The sequence below is a fragment of the Delftia sp. DLF01 genome, from assembly GCF_014852125.1.
Lineage (GTDB): Bacteria > Pseudomonadota > Gammaproteobacteria > Burkholderiales > Burkholderiaceae_C > Comamonas > Comamonas acidovorans.
The window spans coordinates 927,593-945,176 of the sequence record NZ_JACVAZ010000001.1 but is presented as its reverse complement, the minus strand read 5'-3'; the positions used below and the strand labels follow the sequence as shown (position 1 = coordinate 945,176).

Sequence of the window (17,584 nt, the reverse complement as noted above, 5' to 3'; positions counted from 1 at the left end):
GTCAGCGCAGGCAATTCCCCGTAACCTGAGACCCCTGTGGTCCGTTTTTCTGGAGACTGACATGAGCTTGACCCCTGACCAAATCCTGAGCGCACAAAAGGCCAACCTGGAAACCCTGTTCGGCCTGACGAGCAAGGCCTTCGAAGGCGTTGAAAAGCTGGTGGAACTGAATGTGACCGCCTCGCGCGCCGCACTGACCGAAGCTGCCCAGCACACCCAGGCTGTCCTGAGCGTCAAGGACGCACAGGAACTGCTGTCGCTGCAGGCCAACCTGTTCCAGCCCCTGGCTGAAAAGACCGCTGCCTACAGCCGTCACCTGTACGACATCGCCAGCGGCACCGGCGCCGAACTGGCCAAGACCTTCGAAAGCCAGGCTTCCGACCTGCAAAAGAACTTCAGCGCCCTGGTGGACACCACGGCCAAGAACGCACCCGCCGGTTCCGAGACCGCCGTTGCCGTGATGAAGAGCGCCGTGTCGGCTGCCAACAATGCCTTCGAGTCGGTGCAAAAGGCCGTCAAGCAGGCTTCGGACCTGGCGGAAGCCAACTTCACGGCCGTGACCAACACCGCCAACGAAGCCGTCCAGTCGGCCCAGACCCGCAAGCGTTGATCACGCTGTCTTACAACGGGGCTGCGTGCAAGAATCAGTGATTACCCGCATAATTGCACGCATCCCGGGTCGAAAGACCTGACCAGTTGTCTCCTTGGATCCTCTTGAAACCCCCGTTTCTGGATCCTTTCAAACCCAGTCTTTGGACTGGGTTTTTTTTCGTGCGCTTTTCGCGCGCCTTGGCTCACGGCCCACCAGGGACCACCGCGCACAAGCCCTTAGACGGGCCCCACCCTTTATTAAGAACAATTCGCGTTTGACCTATCATCGCGCTTTGCCAACAAAGAGAGGCCTGTCTTCATGTCGAAATCCCTGAAAGCCCTGTTTGCCGCTTGCGCCCTGGTGGCTGCCGGCACAGCCATTGCCGACTCCCAGGTCGTCAACCTCTACTCCGCGCGCCACTACTCCACGGACGAGGAGCTGTACAACGGCTTCACCAAGGCCACCGGCATCAAGATCAACCGCGTGGACGGCGACGACGCCGGCATCATTGCGCGCCTGAAGGCCGAGGGCCAGGCCTCGCCGGCCGACGTGATCCTGCTGGTCGATGCCGCACGCCTGTACCGCGGCGAGGTCGATGGCCTGTTCCAGCCCATCCACTCCAAGCTGCTGGAAGACGCCATCCCCTCCAACCTGCGCGCCCAGCCCACGGCCGATGGCATCAGCTGGTTCGGCCTGTCCACACGCGCCCGCGTCATCGTCTACAACAAGGCCAAGGTCCAGCCCGCCGACGTGCAGAACTACGAATCGCTGGCCGACCCCAAGTTCAAGGGCCAGCTGTGCATCCGCTCGGGCTCGCATCCCTACAACCTGAGCCTGTTCGGCACCGTGGTCGAGCACATGGGCGACCAGAAGGCCGAAGGCTGGATCCAGGGCATGAAGGCCAACCTGGCCCGCCCGCCCAAGGGTGGCGACACCGACCAGATCAAGGCCGTGGCCTCGGGCGAATGCACCATCGGCGTGACCAACAGCTACTACCTGGCGCGCATGATGCGCTCGGGCAAGCCTGAGGACCAGGCCGTGGTCGGCAAGATCGGCGTGGTCTTTCCGAACCAGTCCAGCTGGGGCACGCACCTGAACATCGCAGGCGGCGCCGTGGCACGCCATGCCAAGAACAAGGACAACGCCGTCAAGTTCCTGGAGTACCTGGCCAGCCCCGCCGCCCAGAACTACTTTGCCAACGGCAACAACGAGTGGCCCGCAGCCAAGGGCGTGGAACTGGACAACCCCGCACTCAAGGAAATGACCGGCGGCAAGCCCTTCAAGAGCGAGACCATCCCGATCACGGCCGTGGGCAAGAACATGACCAAGGTCCAGCAAATGCTGGACCGCGCCGGGTTCCAGTAACCCCCATCGCGCCCATCACCAGCCCGGCACTGCCGGGCTTTTTCTTGGGCGCGGCATGGCTGCGGCCGGGGCTGCATGCATAATTTGAGAGTTACGTTTACGTCAACGTCAGATAACCAAGGAGACATTCCATGCAGATCAAGGACCGGGTATTCATCGTCACGGGCGGCGCCTCCGGGCTGGGCGAAGGCACGGCGCGCATGCTGGCTGCCGAGGGCGGCAAGGTGGTGATTGCCGACATGCAGGCGGACAAGGGCGAGGCGGTGGCGCGCGAGATCGGTGGCGTCTTCGTCAAATGCGATGTGAGCCAGGAGGCCGATGGCCAGGCCGTGGTGGACAAGGCCGTGAGCCTGGGCAAGCTGGCAGGCTTGGTCAACTGCGCAGGCATTGCGCCGGCCGAGAAGACCGTGGGCAAGAACGGCGCGCACAACCTGGCGCTGTTCTCCAAGACCATCACGGTCAACCTGATCGGCAGCTTCAACATGATCCGCCTGGCCGCCACCGCCATGTCGGCCAACGAGCCCGAGAGCACGGGCGAGCGCGGCGTGCTGATCTCCACGGCCAGCGTGGCGGCCTACGACGGCCAGATCGGCCAGGCGGCCTATGCGGCGTCCAAGGGCGGCGTGGTCGGCATGACCTTGCCCATTGCGCGTGATCTGGCGCGCAACGGCATCCGCAACATGACGATTGCCCCCGGCATCTTCGGCACGCCCATGCTGTTCGGCATGCCGCAGGAAGTGCAGGACGCGCTGGCCGCCGGCGTGCCCTTCCCCAGCCGCCTGGGCACGCCCCAGGACTATGCCAAGCTGGTGCGCCACATCCTGGACAACGACATGCTCAATGGCGAGGTGATCCGGCTGGATGGGGCCATTCGTCTGGCGCCGAAGTAAGCACTCCCTGAGCGGCTGCGCCGCTTCCCCCTCTCTTTCTCGCTTCGCGAGGGAGGGGGACGACACCCTCGCGGCGGGGCGGCCCTTGCTCGGTGTCCCTCGCTTTGGGCCGTGCCGGTTTTTGAGATACGCGCGTTGTCACACCGTGGTGTCTGCAGGCGTGTCTGCAGGCGCTCTGGCCATCATCTCCAGCCCCTTGCGCAATGCAGGGAACAGGCTGTGCTGGAAGTTGTTCCAGCGCAGTTCGAGGATGGTGTCTTCGGGATCGATGTCGGTGCCCAGCACGTCGGCGATGACTTCGCCGGAGTCGATGCCGTTGTCCACGTAGTGAAAGGATGCGCCGGTCTTGAACAGGGGCGGGACCGGGCGCTGTTCCATGGTCTTCCAGTCCACGATCTTGTAGCCCTGCGCGCCATGCAGCGCGTCCAGCGTGGCACAGGCCCCCCGGCGTTCATAGGGTGATTCCAGCCGCGTGATGCCGGGGTGGATGTTGGCGATCCTGCGGTGGAACAGGGCCCCGGGCCGCACGAGCCGGTCCAGGATGACGAGCAGGCCGTCCAGCACCACCCGCTCGGCACCCAGCTGCACCAGCCTGTCCTGCAGTTGCGCCTCGAACATCTGCTTGCCCGCGGCGCGCTGCGGATCGTTCAGCGGCAGGCGCCGGTAGGAGGATGGCACGGCCATGAGCAGGTCATTGACCCTGCGCCCCTGGATGCGCAGGTCCGGCGGATAGAACCAGCGACCGCCCGGCTGGTAGCTGAAGCCATAGTCGCCGATTTTTTCGCGGTCGCGCGGCGAGGCCTCGTCGTCGTCGTGGATCACGGCCTCCAGGCTGTAGATATCGCCCAGCGGGCTGGTGTCCAGCAACTCGCCCAGGTATTCGAGCGGCGACTTCATGTAGCGCGTTGCGCCCTTGTAGGCGATGTGCTGGCCGGCCTGGTCGGCGGCGGCGTTTCTCAGGGACCAGATGTAGACGAGTTTTGTCTTTGCCATGTTCGTGGATTCAGCAGGAATTCAGATGTCGGCCAGCGCGCCTTGACTGGCCAGTCCGGCCGGGCTGGCCGCCACCGGCTGCGCCCCGTCTTGCGGCAGGACCATGCGGCCGGCCTCCATGCGCACGATGCGGTCGGCCAGGTGGAAGTAGCGATCGTCATGGGAGATGACCACCAGCAGGTGGCCCCTGGCGCGCAGCTCGGGCAGCAGCTCGGTGTAGAACAGGTGGCGGAAGCTCGGGTCCTGGTCGGCCGCCCATTCGTCGAAGACCAGCACGGGCCGGCCCTCCAGATAGGCGTGGACCAGGGCCAGGCGCTTGCGCTGGCCGGTGGACAGGTCGATGGTGCTGAAGCTGCCGTTGCGCACGCTGACCTTGTGGGCGATCTCCAGCCGCTGCAGGTAGGGCAGCGCGGCCTCGGGCAGCGCGGCGGCTTGGCCCTCTTCGCCGCCGGCCACCAGGTCCTCGAACAGGTAGAAGTCCGAGAACACCGTGGTGAACAGCTGGCGGTAGTCGTCGCGCGCCAGGGCCGTGACCGGCTGGCCGTCATGCAGGATCTCGCCCTGCTGGGGCGCGTACAGGCCCAGCAGCAGCTTGATCAGCGTGGTCTTGCCCGAGCCGTTGTCGCCCACCACAAAGACCAGTTCGCCCTTGCCCAGCTTCAGGTCGATGGGGCCGATCTCGAAGGCCTTGCCGCCTTCGGGCGCATCGAAGGCATAGCGCACGCCCCGCAGCTCCAGGCCGTGGTCCAGGCGGACCTCGCCGGGCGGGCTGTCCAGGTGCAGGTGCGGCTCGGGGCTGGCAAAGCGCGCCGACAGGTCGGCAATGCGCTGCAGCGCCACCTTGGCACGGCCCAGGTTGGGCAGCGCGCCCGCGATCTGGTCCATGGGGCCCTTGAGGAACAGCAGCACCAGCACGAAGCCGCTGAGCACCACGGGCTCGGTGGTGCGCAGCGCGGCCCAGCCCAGGATGAGGGCGATCAACAGAAAGAACAGCGCCGAACCGAAGGCCGAGGCCAGCACATAGGTGTTGATGGCGCGGCTGTTGATGCGGCGGATGGCATCCACGGTGGAGCCAATCTGCCCGTCGAAGATGCGGCCCCGGCGCGCGCGGTGCATGCGCAGCTCCTTGGCGCCTTCGCTGATGGCGCGGTAGGCCTTGTGCAGCACTTCCTCGTGATCGCGCGCCTTCCAGAACCCCGCCACGCCGCGTGACTGCGCCAGCGCCTGCAGGCTCACGCCCAGCACCAGCGCCACCACCAGCATGGCAAACAGCGGCGGCGACAGCAGGGCCAGGTAGGCCAGGCAGCCCAGCGCAATGGCCAGGGCAATCACGTTGGAGGCCAGCACAAAGGCCACGTCGCTGATCATGTCCACGTCCTGCGTGAGCACGGGCATGAGGCGGTGCGTGCGGTAGCGCTCCAGCGCATCGATGGGCGCGGCCAGGATCTTGCTGGCCAGTTCCTTGCGCAGCTGCGCCACCAGGCGCTGCCCCACGAAATTGCCCGACATGTCCGACGTGGCCCGGCACACCAGCACGGTGGCACACAGGGCGATGAAGGTCAGCAGCAGCCCGCCCGCCAGCCCACCGGGGCGGTTGAGCACCTGGTTGATGGTCGCCAGCAGCGCCACCGTGGCCCCACCCGCGCAAATGCCCGTGACCACGGACAGCGCCATCCACGGCAGGAAGGGCCTGAGCAGGCGCAGTACCTCGGAGGGCGGTCGGCTGGCGTTTTCCATAAGGGATTCCTCTGGCGCCCGTGGGCGCATGACCTTGCAATGCCGGCGCGGCCCGGCGTTTCCTGGAGCGCGGCGCACGGCGAGCGCTTCCTACTCCCTGCAAGACGTGCGTGCGCCAAAAATGTTCACCGCCCAGGCGATGAACAAATTCCGCCGCCCTGCGTCATCACGAAGAAGGGGCAGCGCGGGCGCCCTGCCCTGCACCGGCCCGCTTTGCCTTGTCTCCCGCACACCCGAAGGACGCCATGGCTCTCCACCCCGACCTGCAAGCATTTCTTGAACTCGCCAACGCCCAGGCATCCAGCCGCCCGCGCATGAGCCAGATGACGGCAGCGCAGGCGCGCGCCGCCTACGACAACGCCACGCTGGCGCTGGACCTGCCGGGCGACGATCTGCCCACCGAGGACCTGGATCTGCCCACGCGCGACGGCGCGCGCATCCGTGCCCGGCTCTACCGCGCAGCCCCTGAACACACAGCCGTGCCCTGCCTGCTGTTCTTTCACGGCGGCGGCTATGTGCTGGGCGGGCTCGAGTCGCATGACAGCCTGTGCCGCAGCCTGGCGCTGGGCACGCCCTGCAATGTGCTGGCCATCGACTACCGGCTGGCGCCAGAGCACCGCTTTCCCACCGCCTTCCTCGACGCACAGGACGCCCTGGCCTGGCTGCTGGCGCACGGCGGCCGCCATGGCCTGGACGCGCAGCGCCTGGCCATTGGCGGCGACAGCGTCGGGGGCACGCTGGCCACGGCCCTGTGCATCGCCGCGCGCGACGCGGGCATGCCCCAGCCCTTGCTGCAGTTGCTGCTCTACCCCTGCACGGCAGCGCAGCAGGACAGCGACTCGCATGCGCGCCTGGCCACCGGCCATCTGCTGGAAGGTGACACCCTGGCCTGGATGTTCGGCCAATACCTGCGCAGCGATGCGGACCGGCAGGACTGGCGCTTTGCCCCCCTGCAGGCATCCGACCTGGGCCGGCTGGCCCCCACGCTGATGGTGCTGGCCGAGTACGACCCGCTGATCGACGAAGGAAAGCGCTATGCCGAGCGGCTGCAGGCCGCCGGCGTGGCCGTGGACCTGCAGATCTACGCCGGCATGGTCCATGACTTTGCGCGGCTGGGCGCCCTCACCGAAGAGACCGAGGTGCTGCGCGGCCGGCTCTGCAATGCACTGGCCCACGCCTTCCAGGCGGCCCGCAGCCCGGCCCTGGCATGAACATTTGCCGCGCCTGCGCGTCATCCCGGTCATGAGGCTGCCTTGTGTCCCTTGTGTCCCTTGTGTCCCTTGCGCCCCTTGTGCCCTTGCCCGAGCCCCGACCCGTGTCCCGCACGCGGGGCACTCCATCTGAAAGAGTCCACGTGCGTCCAGTCGAAGCCACCGCTACACCGTCACCAGACGCCTCCGGCGCCAGCTACCTTGCGCATGCCGGCGCCGAGACGATCAGCGTCTTCGGCGATGGACAGCGGCTGCGCCTGGAGCGTTCGGGGTCCGTGGATGCCGGCAGGCCCGGCAAGCACAGTCTCTGGAACCTGTCGCCCACGGCCGCGCCAGGCCTGATGCAGCTGCAATGGCTGGGCCCCTGCTCGGGCATGCCCGAAGCGGATGAACTGCTGGCCGCACTGCAGGCCGGCTTTGGCCTGCATCCCGATACGCAAGCCATCGAGCTGTCCCTGCCCCGGCTGCCGCCCGGCCTGCGCGACAGCATTGCCACAGTGCAGCCGGGCCAGGCCCCGTGCGTGGCAAGAAGCGTGCTGTGGCAGCAGCCCCTGTGGCTGCCCCGCCCGCGCCCACCCTATGCGCTGCACTACACGATCAGCGAAGGCCGGCGCCACCCCGTGCGCCTGCACAAGCCGCGCGGCGAGGTCTACCGCCGCTTCATCCCCTGGCTGGGCCGCACGCTGAGCTTTCGCACCGTGGAGCCCGAGGCCGACCTGCCCCTCATCCACCGCTGGATGAACGACCCGGTCGTCGCGCATTTCTGGGAGGAAAGCGGCGACCTTGCCCACCACCGCGCCTACCTGCAGCGCATGGCCGGCGACCCGCATGCGCTCGGCCTCATCGGCTGCTTCGACGGCGAGCCCTTCGGCTACTTCGAGGCCTACTGGGCCAAGGAAGACCGCATCGCCCCCTTCTATGACGCGGGCGACCATGACCGGGGCTGGCATGCGCTGGTGGGGGAGGCGCGGTTTCGCGGCAGACCCTACCTGACGGCCTGGCTGCCCTCGCTGTCGCACTACCTCTTTCTGGACGACTGCCGCACGCAGCGCATCGTCGTGGAGCCCCGCGCCGACAACCGCAAGATGCGCAAAAGCCTGCCGCGCTGCGGCTATGCGCTGGTCAAGGAATTCGACTTCCCGCACAAGCGCGCCGTGCTGGGAGTGCTGCTCAGGGAACGCTTTTTCGCAGACGCCTTGTGGATACCGCAGACCGACGCAGCCGCGCCGGACGCACTGGACGCATCGACCCAATGAAAGGACCTTCCATGCAAACCCACCCGCTGATCGGCATCGGCTTCGGCCCCTCCAACATTGCCCTGGCCATCGCCCTCAAGGAGCGCGAAACCACCGCGCGGGCCATGCACCCCGTCTTCATCGAAAAGCAGCCGCGCTTCGCCTGGCACCGGGACATGCTGCTGCAGCAGGCCCACATGCAGGTGTCCTTCCTCAAGGACCTGGCCACGCTGCGCAATCCCACCAGCCGCTTCACCTTCATTAACTACCTGCACGAGAAGGGCCGGCTGCAGGACTTCATCAACCTCAAGACCTTCTTTCCCAGCCGCCACGAGTTCAACGACTACCTGGCCTGGGCCGCCTCCAAGTTCGAGGACCGCTGCATCTACGGCCAGGAAGTCATCGAGGTGCTGCCTGAAAAACGCGACGGCAAGGTGGAGCTGCTGCGCGTGCGCTCGCGCGATGCGGCCGGCAACGTGCATGAGCGCCTGGGCCAGAACCTGGTCATGAGCATCGGCGGCACGCCCAGCATTCCCGAGCAGTTCAAGCCCCTGCGCGGCGATGCGCGCGTCTTCCACTCCAGCGCCTACCTGCGCAGCATTGCCGAGCATGCAAGGCCGCTGCGCATCGCCGTGGTCGGTGCAGGCCAAAGCGCCGCCGAAATCTTCATGGACCTGCACGGCCGCTACGCCACGGCCGAGATCGACCTGGTCATGCGCGCCCGCTCCATCCGCCCCTCGGACGACAGCCCCTTCGTCAACGAAATCTTCAACGCCGACTTCGTGGACCATGTCTACAGCCGCCCGCACGACGAGCGCGGCGCCCTGCTGCGCGAGTTCTGGCACACCAACTACGCCTGTCCCGACCTGGAACTGATCGAGAGCATCTTCAAGGTGTTCTATGAACAGAAGGTCGTCGGCGATACGCGCCACCGCTTCCTGCGCCGCCACGAGGTGCAGGAAGTGCGCGCCGCCAGCGACGGCATCCACCTGGGCCTGCGCGATCTCAACAGCGGCATCGACCATGCATCGCGCTACGACGTGGTGGTGCTGGCCACCGGCTATGCGCGCGAGCACCACAAGACCCTGCTGGACCCGCTGGCCCCCTACCTGGGCGACTTCTCCGTGAGCCGCGACTACCAGGTGCACACCACGTCGGACTTTCTCCCCGCCATCTTCCTGCAGGGCGCCTGCGAGGGCTCCCACGGCCTCAGCGACACCCTGCTGTCCGTCACTTCGGTGCGCACCGGCGAAATCGGTGAAGCCCTGCTGGCAGCGCAAGCCCAAAGACCCGATGTTGCGCGCACAGAACAGCTGGCGCTGCAGGATTGAAAGATCGCACAGGGCATGATGGCGCAGGGATCTCCCATGCCATAATTTGAATGCAAACCATTTGCATTTGAATTGGAATCACCTGCGCCGCTGAATCCCATACCCGCTGCTGCAACCCCGGCCCTGGCCGGGGTTGCAGCATCCGGTAGGCCCTTCTCTGTACGGACCCAGGGGTTCCAACCCATCGCCCTTGCGGAAAGGCAGGTATCCGGATGCGTGACCTGATCCAGGAACTCGTGGCTCACTATGGCGATCTGCGCCGCCAGCTCACGCGCGATCTCAGGGATCCGCACTATGCGGCCGACATCGCGCAATCGAGCTTCGAGCGGGTCTATGTGCACGCCCTGGGCCTGCGCAGCGGCAAGAAGGCCGAAACCCTGCCCGACGCCGGCATCGAATCCCCACGCGCACTGCTGTTTCGCGTGGCACGCAATCTGTGCATCGACGATGCGCGCAAGCGCAAGACCGCCCAGGAATGGACGCGCCAGCAAATGGTGGTGCAGCACAGTGCGCCCTCCAGCGAAACCCTGGCCGCCCAGCGCCAGATCCTGAACCGCGTCGTCCAGGCGCTGGAAAGCCTGCCGCCGCGCCGGCGCGAAGTCTTCATCCTCTTTCGCGCCCATGGCTACACGCGCGCGGAAATCGCCGATCAGCTCAACATCACCGAAATGGCCGTCGCCAAGCACATGGTGCGCGCCACGCTGGACTGCTCGCGCGTGCTGGCCCAGCTGCGCTCCGAACTGATCGAGGACCATGCGCTGGGCAGCGCCATGGATTTCGACAACAGTACACTGACCGACGACGCATCCTGACTCCCCCTTTCCATGGCAAGTGCACCTAGCGAGCGCATGGTCGAGCATGCGCTGACGCTGATCGTTCAAAGCGAAATCGCTCCCGACCCGGTGGCCGACCAGGCCCGCCTGACCCTGGGCGAATGGCGCGGGAAATCAGCCCGGCACGATGCCGCCGCGCGCGAGGCGCACCTGCGCTGGAACCTGCTGGGCGGCATGTCCGGCGGCCTGCGCGAGCAGTTCCAGGAAACCGCCCTGCTGGCCGACAGGGCCTCGCGCTCCACCCAGACCGTCCGGCGCCGCAAGCTGCTGCTGTCCTTCGCCGGGCTGCTGGGCACAGGCGCGCTGGCGGGCCGGGGCGCCTACTGGTACTGGCAGCAGCCCATACACACCTCGGCCTACGCCACGCGCAACTCGCAGATCCTCAAGATCACTCTGGCCGACGGCAAGCTGCCGCTGCAGGCCAGCCTGGTGGAACTGGCGCCCCAGAGCGCCATTGCCGTGACGCTCTACCGCCAGCGCCGCAGCGTGTCCATGGCCCGGGGCGAAGTGCGATTCGACGTGGCCCCCGATCCCGACCGGCCCTTCGAGGTCATCACGCGCGAGGCGCGCATCGAGGTCGTGGGCACGGTCTTCACCGTGCGCGACCGCGGCGGCCCCGTCACCGTAGGCGTGGAGCATGGCCATGTCAGGGTCCGCGTGCTGGGCAGGGATGCGCAGGATGCGACGGGCCCGGCGGCGGCAACGCTGGACCTGCTGCCCGGCCAGATCGTGGACATCCGCAACGGCCAGGCCGAGGCCGTGCGCCAGGCCGATGCTGCCACGCTGTCCGCCTGGCGCGAGGGCTGGCTGGTCTTCGAGAACACCCCGCTGGCCGAGGCCCTGGCCACGGTCAACGCCTACCGCACCCAGCCCATCGAAGCCGCCGATGCGCGCGTGGCCGCGCTGCGCCTGACCGGGCGCTTTCGCGCCAATGACTCGGCCGGCCTGCTGGCCGTGCTGCCGTCCATCCTGCCGCTGAGGGTGCGCCCGCAGGCCGGTGGCGGCGTGCAGTTGCAGGCGCTCTGAACGGCGCCTTCGGTTCCCCGACAAAGAAAAGGCCACGGCCGGATCGCTCCAGCCGTGGCCCATGGCCCATGCCCGCTTACCAGCGATAGGTGGCCGTGCCGATCACCTTGCGCGGCTCGCCGTAGAAGCAGCCGTAGGTGCAACCGGAGACATAGGTCTTGTCCGTCAAGTTGGTCAGATTCAAGGCCAGGCGCCACGGGCCTGTGGTGTAGCTGACCATGGCATCAAAGACGGTGAACGCGGGAACCGACACGGGAACGCTGTGCGCCATGCCACGGGTGCGGCCTATGTAGCGTGCACCAAGTCCGACCTTGAGCTGCGGCAGGCCGAAGTCACCAAAGCTGTAGTCACCCCAAAGCGACAACTGGTTGTAGGGCACATTGACCAGCCTCTTGCCGACCTCGCCTGGCTGCAGCGGGCTGGCCTCAGTCGTGCGCGCATCCGTATAGGCATAGGCGGCAATGATGTTGGCATTGCGTCCCACAGATCCCCGCGCCTCCAGCTCAAAGCCGCGCGAGCGAACTTCTCCGGCCTGGATGCCGAAACTTCCGGTGGGATCCTGGGGATCGGCTACCAGCAAATTGTTTCTGGTCAGTTGATATACCGCGGCAGAGAACGTGGCATTCATTTCACGAGGCTGGTATCTGACACCCGCTTCAACCTGCTCGCCCTTGGTGGGCTTGTAGCGGCTGCCAAGGCGGTCCCGACCCGCTGTGGGCTCGAACGATTGGCTGAAGCTCACAAAGGGAGCGACATTGTTTTCTGCCAGATAAACCAGGCCAAGGCGCCCGGTAAATGCTGTGGTTTTCTCATTGTCTGCAATGGACTCACCCGTGAAGAAACTGCTTTCGTTGTAGCGAACGGAGTCATATCGCCCGCCGACCAGAAACACCCATTTATTGGATATCTTTATCTGATCCTGAGCATAAACACCCAGACGTTTCATATCCGATTTCCATGAGCCATCAACCCGGCTGATGGGCCCGAAAGGCCCTCCATATATCGGATTGAAAACATCGAGATTCGGCAATGACTGCCTGTAGCGCTCAGACTCATGCTTTGGCAACGTGTAGTCGAAGCCAGCCAATATCGTGTGCCGGACGTTGCCCTGGTCCAACTTGTACTCCAGGGAGTTGTCCATCACGAAGGCAGAAGACCTGTCCCAGCGCGTCTGTGCTGCGCGTCCCACAAGCGATCTCTGGTCGCTGCTCAGTCCCCATCCCGCTGCACTCCGGTAGGTCACATTCGCATCGAAGTAACGCATGCTGCTCCTGAGTTTCAGGCGTTCCGAGAATGCATGCTCCAGCAGGTAGCCAATGGAGTATCGCTCCAGCCCGTACTTGTCGAAGCCTGGCTCGCCCGTGAATCTTTCCGGAGGAATCCTGCCATTGGGATTGGGCAGCACCGTTCCCGGTCCCGGCAGGCCGTTGACGTAGGCAGTGCGGTCTTTCTGATACTCCATGAGCAAGGTCAGCGAGGTTGCCGCATTGGGCTGCCACTTCAGGGAGGGGGCAATGTACGTTCTATCATCCGGGGTATGGTCTATGAACGTATTGCTATCACGCTGCAGGGCCGTTATTCTATAGGTCAGCTCTCCAGTCTTGTCCAGCGATCCTGAAAAGTCACCTGAAACCTGTTTGTGGTTGAAACTGCCAATTTCCACATTCAGTTCACGAATAGTTTCAGCCGTGGGCCGCTTGCTGACCGTATTGATCACCCCGCCAGGAGCGACCGATCCATAAAGTACCGAGGACGCGCCCTTGAGCAGTTCAATGCGCTCCAGTCCGTACGGCTCCTGTCTTCCGTTATAGATATTTACCGTGTACAGCGTGCCATCCCGATAAATTCCGTCCGTGCGGAATCCTCGAAGAAACAGGCTGTCCGTGGTTCTGTCCAGACCCTCGGCACGGTTGACGCCTGCGGCATATCCCAGCGCATCCTGCAGGCTCTGGTATTTGAGTGTTTCTATTTCCGAGGCGCCGATGATGGTGATGGATTGCGGCGTTTCCAGAGTCGGCGTATCGGTCTTGGTACCGGTTGCACTGCGCTTGGCGGCATAGCCCTTGAGCGGGCCGCTTACGGCTTCGCTGTCCGTGACCGTCACCGTGGGCAAGGTGAATGCAGAACTTGGCGTGCCCGCGGAACGACGCACCGCAAAACCGCCGTTTGCGGTCTTCGTGGCCTCCAGCGAAGTCCCTGCAAGCATCTCACGCAAGGCCTGCTCCGAACTCAGTTTGCCGGACACCGCCCGCGACTGGACCCCTGCCACGAGATCGCCGGCAGCGAACATCTGGGCTCCGGTCTGACGCGACAGCTCATTGAGCGCGGAGGCGAGCGACTGCGCCGGGATGTTGATTTCAAAGACCTGGGCAGCACTCTGCCCGGGCGATTGGGCAGCAGCAAGAGGAGACCAAAGCGAGGCCGAGCCGAAGGCGGCGGCCAGAGCAATGCTCAGCAGATGTTGACGAGGCATAGGACACATGATTGACGGGCTTCAGATTCATTGAACAAGATTGATTACCAACCAGATGCGCATTCAGCCTGGTGCCTGAACCAACACATCCTGGCCTATAAGACGTACGCGCGCCAAAAACGGAGACAATCTGTAACGGGGCAACGACCGGATCAAGCAGGCACTGCGGCCCCGCAGCCCCCTTGGCGCGGCAACAGCAAGGCCAAGGGGCGGCGCGGATCATCCTGGCTCGAACTCGCAGGCCAGCAGCTCGAACAACTGCGCAAGCAGGCCGGCATCCCGCAGCATGGAGAAATGGTCTGCCTCGATCTCCGAGCCCGGGACATCGTCCTGCCGCAGTTGCTGCTGCAACCTGGTGCGGTCGCTGGCATTGCGGCCCTCGCTCCACCACAGCTGCGCCGCGCCAGCCACCGGCCTGAGCCTCTCGGTCTGCAATGACAGGCGCTTCAGATGAAGCGCCGTCATGAAGGTCTGGGCCAGATCAGCCCCCTCCATGGGTACGCTGCCTTCGGCCAGCTGTGCGCCTGCTCGGGCCGCAGCGCGTCCCAGAGGACCCGCCAGAAGGTCGGCGCTGGGCTGGGGGACGGTGCGGACCTCGGCCACATCATCGATATCTGCGTGGGGAAGCAGGTGGCTCACAAAGGCCAGGAAATCCGGCCACCAGTCATCGGACAAGGTCTGCCCGGCCTCGGGAATGAAGGGATCGACCAGTCCCAGCAGTCCCAGCGTCTGGCCCTGGGCCTCCAGCCGGGATGCCATCAAGGCCACAAGGCTGCCGCCCAATGACCATCCCAGCAGGTGGTAGGGCCCGCTGGGCTGAACGGCGCGGACCATGCGGCAGTAGTCATCGGCCATCTGTTCCAGCGAATGGTCCAGGTGGTCTGGCGCAGACAGACTGCGGCAGGCGATCGCATACACGGTCCGCACGCCGTTGAGCGCCCTGGCCAGCGGCTGGTAGTCGAAGATGGTTCCAAAGCCCGCATGGATGCAGAAAAGCGGTGGCACCCCCTCGCATACGGCATTGAGAGCGATCAGGCCTGCAGCGCGTGTCTCCTGTTCGGCGCCCAGACCCAGCAGGCCGGCGATCGTGGGCCGTTGCAACAGATCGCGCAGCTTGAAATCCAGCCGCCGGTTGCCGAGCTTGCGCACCTTGGCGTGCATCTTCAGGCTGAGCAGCGAATCTCCGCCCAGTTCGAAGAAGTTGTCGGTCTCGCCCACCCGGTCCACGCCCAGCACCTCCTGCCATACCTTGGCCAGCGCACGGGCCTCGTCCGTCGAGGGCGGCACGAAAGCTCTCGCACCGTCGGCTTCGGGCAGGGGCAGTGCATGGCGGTCCAGCTTGCCGCTGACAAGACGAGGCAGGGCGGGCAGCGGCACGCAATGCGCCGGCACCATGTAGTCCGGCAGGCGCTCGGAAAGCTGCTGGCGCATGCGCTGACCTGCACGGTTGTCCGCTGCCAGGCCGTCCAGCACCAGATAGGCCACCAGTTGACGGCCCGAGGCAGCCTCCTGCACAACCACGGCGGCATCGGCAACGCCGGCCAGCGCGCGCACGGCCTTCTCCACCTCGCCGAGTTCGATGCGGAAGCCCCGGATCTTGACCTGATGGTCGGCACGGCCTATGTACTCGATATTGCCGTCATCCATCCAGCGCACCAGGTCGCCGGTCCGGTACAGGCGCCCGCCCTGCGCATCGAACGGATTGGCGATGAACCGCTCGGCGGTCAGTGCACTGCGCCCGAGATAGCCGCGCGCCAGACCGTAGCCTCCGATATACAGCTCGCCCACCCTGCCGGCCGGCAACAACTGCATGTCCTCGTCCAGCACGTAGACGGAACGTTCGCCCACGGGCCTGCCTATGGGTGCATAGGCGCACTCGAAGCGTTGATCGCCGCCAGTGCGCCAGATCAACGGCGTCACCACCGTTTCCGTGGGTCCATAGCCGTTGATCAGCCAGCGCGGCCGCAGATGGGTGGACACCTTGTCGTAGGCTGCCTTGGGCATGGCCTCTCCGCCAAAGACATAGAGTTCTACCTCGGGAACATCGTCGCGCGGCGCGGCCCAATCGGCGATCTCGACAAGGTAGGCAGGCGGGAAGGCCGCCGTGGTCACGCCATGGCGTTGCAGCGCCTGATAGGACTGCTCGGCCGTCCAGAGTTCGCCGTCCCTCAGCACCAGGCTGGCTCCCACGCACAGGGGCGTCAGCCAGCGCTCATGGGCACCGTCGAACGAGAAGGACATGAAGTGCAGCTCGCAGGATGCGGGCGTCATCCCATAGATTTGCGCCGTGGCCAGGCAGTGCATGGCCAACGGGCCGTGGGACACTGCCACGCCCTTGGGAAGCCCGGTGGAGCCTGACGTATAGATCACGTAGGCAAGATGGTCGGCGCCACAGCGCGGCGCGAGGCCGCCCGCCTCCAGCCGGCCGTAGGGCACGTCTTCCATGCGCAGCGTCGGAACTTGTAGCGCGGCCAGCCGGGGCAGCACGCTGCTCTGGCTGATCAGAAGCATGGCCTCACTGTCCTGGAGCATGAAGGCCAGCCGGTCGGAGGGATAGGCGATATCGAGCGGCACATAGGCACCACCCGCCTTGAGCACGGCCAGCAAGGCAACCACCATGTCCATGGAGCGCTCCAGCGCCACCCCGACCACCTTGTCGGGCCCCACCCCCAGCTCCACCAGATGGCGTGCCAGGCGATTGGCCTGGGCGTCGAGCTGTGCATAGCTCATGTGCGCATCGCCCATCCGCAAGGCGATGGCCTCGGGCCGCGCGCTCGCCTGCTGCGCGATCAGCGCATGCACCGTGCTGCGCGGTCCCTGGGGAGCCAGCGGTTCGGAGCGGCCCAGTGCCAGCATGCCGGCCTGCTGCGAAGCGCCCAGCCACCCCATCTGCCCCAGGGGCTGGTCCACATCCAGAGCCAGCAGTTGGTGCAGCAAATGCTCGACCAGCTGCCGCATGTCCGCCACACGGGCTTCGTCGAAGGACTGGCGCGCATAGCAGTACTCGATTTCCAGCACCTCACCCACGGTGACCTGCAAATCCATGGCGTACCCGGTCAGGCCGCTGCCGGCCACGGCACCGAATTCCAAACCGAACTGATCCAGGCGCTTCATGGTCTGGTCCATCGGATGGTTCTCGAAAACGATGATGCTGTCGAACAAGGGCCGACCTGCGGATCCTGCCCAGCGCTGTATGTCGGCCAGTGCCGAATGCTCGAACTCCCGGGCTCGCAAATTGCCGGACTGAACCGCGCGCAGGTATTCGCCGATGGACAGCCCAGCGCGCACCGATACGGCGATCGGAATGGTGTTGATGAACAGGCCCAGCATCTGCTCGGCGCCCTCCAGGCTTGCAGGCCTGCCGGCCACTGTGGCGCCGAAGACGACCTGCCGGCTGCCGGCCTGCCGCTGCAACACCAGCGACCAGACGGCCTGCACCAGGGTGTTCATGGTCACGCGCTCGCGCTGGGCCAGGCCCACGAGGGCGGCTGTCCGCTGCGCATCCAGGCGCGTGAAAAGCTTGGCATAGCCGTCGGTGCCGGTGCGCTGCTGGGGGTCGGCCAGCAGAACCGGCCCCTCGAGCCCGGCCAGTTCCCCTTGCCAGAAGGCCTTGGCAGCCTCGGCATCCTGCCGCTGCAGCCAGCGCAGGAAGTCCCCGTAGGCGGGAGGCTGTGCGGGCAGTTGCTCGCCCGCATAGCTCTGCAGCCATTCACCCCAGAGCCGCGAATCGCTCCAGCCGTCCGAGAGGATGTGGTGCTGGGTCCACAGCAGCCGGTAACCCGTGTCCGAGATGCGGATCAGGTGGATGCGGACCAGCGGCGGAGCCAGCCAGTCGGTCTCCCTGCGCAACTCCTCCCTGCCCAGGCGGTCCGCGCGCTCGACCGCATCATCAAGCCCA

General features: G+C 65.7%; 12 protein-coding genes (1 of these 12 only partly in view). 8 read left to right on the top strand and 4 right to left on the bottom strand.

All coding sequences use genetic code 11. From position 1 onward, the window contains the following. The first annotated feature begins 61 nt into the window (after positions 1-61). The 3 genes from IB269_RS04070 to IB269_RS04060 all read left to right on the top strand — a co-directional run bounded on the left by IB269_RS04070 (position 62) and on the right by IB269_RS04060 (position 2,847). Positions 62-610 carry a phasin family protein gene (locus tag IB269_RS04070; RefSeq protein WP_013801612.1) on the top strand — a complete coding sequence of 183 codons (549 nt, stop codon included), beginning with the start codon at positions 62-64 and terminating at the stop codon, positions 608-610. A 300-nt stretch (positions 611-910) separates the two neighbouring features. Then, positions 911-1,957 carry a Fe(3+) ABC transporter substrate-binding protein gene (locus IB269_RS04065; RefSeq protein ID WP_012206542.1) on the top strand — a complete coding sequence of 349 codons (1,047 nt, stop codon included), beginning with the start codon at positions 911-913 and terminating at the stop codon, positions 1,955-1,957. A gap of 131 nt (positions 1,958-2,088) precedes the next feature. Further along, positions 2,089-2,847, top strand: coding sequence for a 3-hydroxyacyl-CoA dehydrogenase (locus IB269_RS04060; RefSeq protein WP_013801611.1), 759 nt, complete (start codon positions 2,089-2,091; stop codon positions 2,845-2,847). 138 nt (positions 2,848-2,985) lie between these two features. On the opposite strand, the gene IB269_RS04055 is transcribed toward IB269_RS04060, so the two are convergent. Beyond that, a complete protein-coding gene (locus tag IB269_RS04055) occupies positions 2,986-3,840 on the bottom strand; it encodes a N(5)-hydroxyornithine transformylase PvdF (RefSeq protein WP_065345038.1) in 855 nt (284 codons plus the stop codon). 21 nt (positions 3,841-3,861) lie between these two features. Continuing rightward, positions 3,862-5,577 carry a cyclic peptide export ABC transporter gene (locus IB269_RS04050; RefSeq protein WP_192366462.1) on the bottom strand — a complete coding sequence of 572 codons (1,716 nt, stop codon included), beginning with the start codon at positions 5,575-5,577 and terminating at the stop codon, positions 3,862-3,864. A 245-nt stretch (positions 5,578-5,822) separates the two neighbouring features. On the opposite strand from IB269_RS04050, the gene IB269_RS04045 reads away from it, so the two are divergent. The 5 genes from IB269_RS04045 to IB269_RS04025 all read left to right on the top strand — a co-directional run bounded on the left by IB269_RS04045 (position 5,823) and on the right by IB269_RS04025 (position 11,213). Continuing rightward, positions 5,823-6,788, top strand: a complete 966-nt coding sequence (locus IB269_RS04045; RefSeq protein WP_192366461.1) for an alpha/beta hydrolase — start codon at positions 5,823-5,825, stop codon at positions 6,786-6,788. A gap of 143 nt (positions 6,789-6,931) precedes the next feature. Next, complete coding sequence (locus IB269_RS04040; RefSeq protein WP_192366460.1) at positions 6,932-8,044, top strand: GNAT family N-acetyltransferase; 1,113 nt, start codon at positions 6,932-6,934, stop codon at positions 8,042-8,044. Between the two features lie 11 nt (positions 8,045-8,055). Next, complete coding sequence (locus tag IB269_RS04035; protein WP_192366459.1) at positions 8,056-9,354, top strand: lysine N(6)-hydroxylase/L-ornithine N(5)-oxygenase family protein; 1,299 nt, start codon at positions 8,056-8,058, stop codon at positions 9,352-9,354. 212 nt (positions 9,355-9,566) lie between these two features. Beyond that, the gene (locus IB269_RS04030) at positions 9,567-10,166 is read left to right on the top strand and encodes an RNA polymerase sigma factor (RefSeq protein WP_047217998.1); all 600 of its coding nucleotides are present in this window, start codon (positions 9,567-9,569) and stop codon (positions 10,164-10,166) included. A gap of 12 nt (positions 10,167-10,178) precedes the next feature. Continuing rightward, the gene (locus tag IB269_RS04025; protein WP_099733191.1) at positions 10,179-11,213 is read left to right on the top strand and encodes a FecR family protein; all 1,035 of its coding nucleotides are present in this window, start codon (positions 10,179-10,181) and stop codon (positions 11,211-11,213) included. Between the two features lie 76 nt (positions 11,214-11,289). Here IB269_RS04025 and IB269_RS04020 read toward each other — a convergent pair whose 3' ends face one another. After that, positions 11,290-13,695, bottom strand: a complete 2,406-nt coding sequence (locus tag IB269_RS04020; RefSeq protein ID WP_192366458.1) for a TonB-dependent siderophore receptor — start codon at positions 13,693-13,695, stop codon at positions 11,290-11,292. Positions 13,696-13,905: 210 nt separating this feature from the next. Next, a protein-coding gene (locus IB269_RS04015) for a non-ribosomal peptide synthase/polyketide synthase (protein ID WP_192366457.1) crosses the window boundary here: on the bottom strand, positions 13,906-17,584 show its 3' end. 13,421 nt of this gene lie beyond the right edge of the window; the window shows 3,679 of its 17,100 coding nt (coding positions 13,422-17,100); its start codon lies off the right edge, out of view; it ends in the stop codon at positions 13,906-13,908.

What these genes read in the sequence shown, in the direction of transcription:
- IB269_RS04045 (WP_192366461.1), top strand. Translation starts at nt 5,823, where the DNA reads ATGGCTCTCCACCCCGACCTGCAAGCATTTCTTGAACTCGCCAACGCC.
- IB269_RS04030 (WP_047217998.1), top strand. Translation starts at nt 9,567, where the DNA reads ATGCGTGACCTGATCCAGGAACTCGTGGCTCACTATGGCGATCTGCGC.
- IB269_RS04065 (WP_012206542.1), top strand. Translation starts at nt 911, where the DNA reads ATGTCGAAATCCCTGAAAGCCCTGTTTGCCGCTTGCGCCCTGGTGGCT.
- IB269_RS04070 (WP_013801612.1), top strand. Translation starts at nt 62, where the DNA reads ATGAGCTTGACCCCTGACCAAATCCTGAGCGCACAAAAGGCCAACCTG.
- IB269_RS04020 (WP_192366458.1), bottom strand. Translation starts at nt 13,695, where the DNA reads ATGTGTCCTATGCCTCGTCAACATCTGCTGAGCATTGCTCTGGCCGCC.
- IB269_RS04035 (WP_192366459.1), top strand. Translation starts at nt 8,056, where the DNA reads ATGCAAACCCACCCGCTGATCGGCATCGGCTTCGGCCCCTCCAACATT.
- IB269_RS04060 (WP_013801611.1), top strand. Translation starts at nt 2,089, where the DNA reads ATGCAGATCAAGGACCGGGTATTCATCGTCACGGGCGGCGCCTCCGGG.
- IB269_RS04050 (WP_192366462.1), bottom strand. Translation starts at nt 5,577, where the DNA reads ATGGAAAACGCCAGCCGACCGCCCTCCGAGGTACTGCGCCTGCTCAGG.
- IB269_RS04055 (WP_065345038.1), bottom strand. Translation starts at nt 3,840, where the DNA reads ATGGCAAAGACAAAACTCGTCTACATCTGGTCCCTGAGAAACGCCGCC.
- IB269_RS04025 (WP_099733191.1), top strand. Translation starts at nt 10,179, where the DNA reads ATGGCAAGTGCACCTAGCGAGCGCATGGTCGAGCATGCGCTGACGCTG.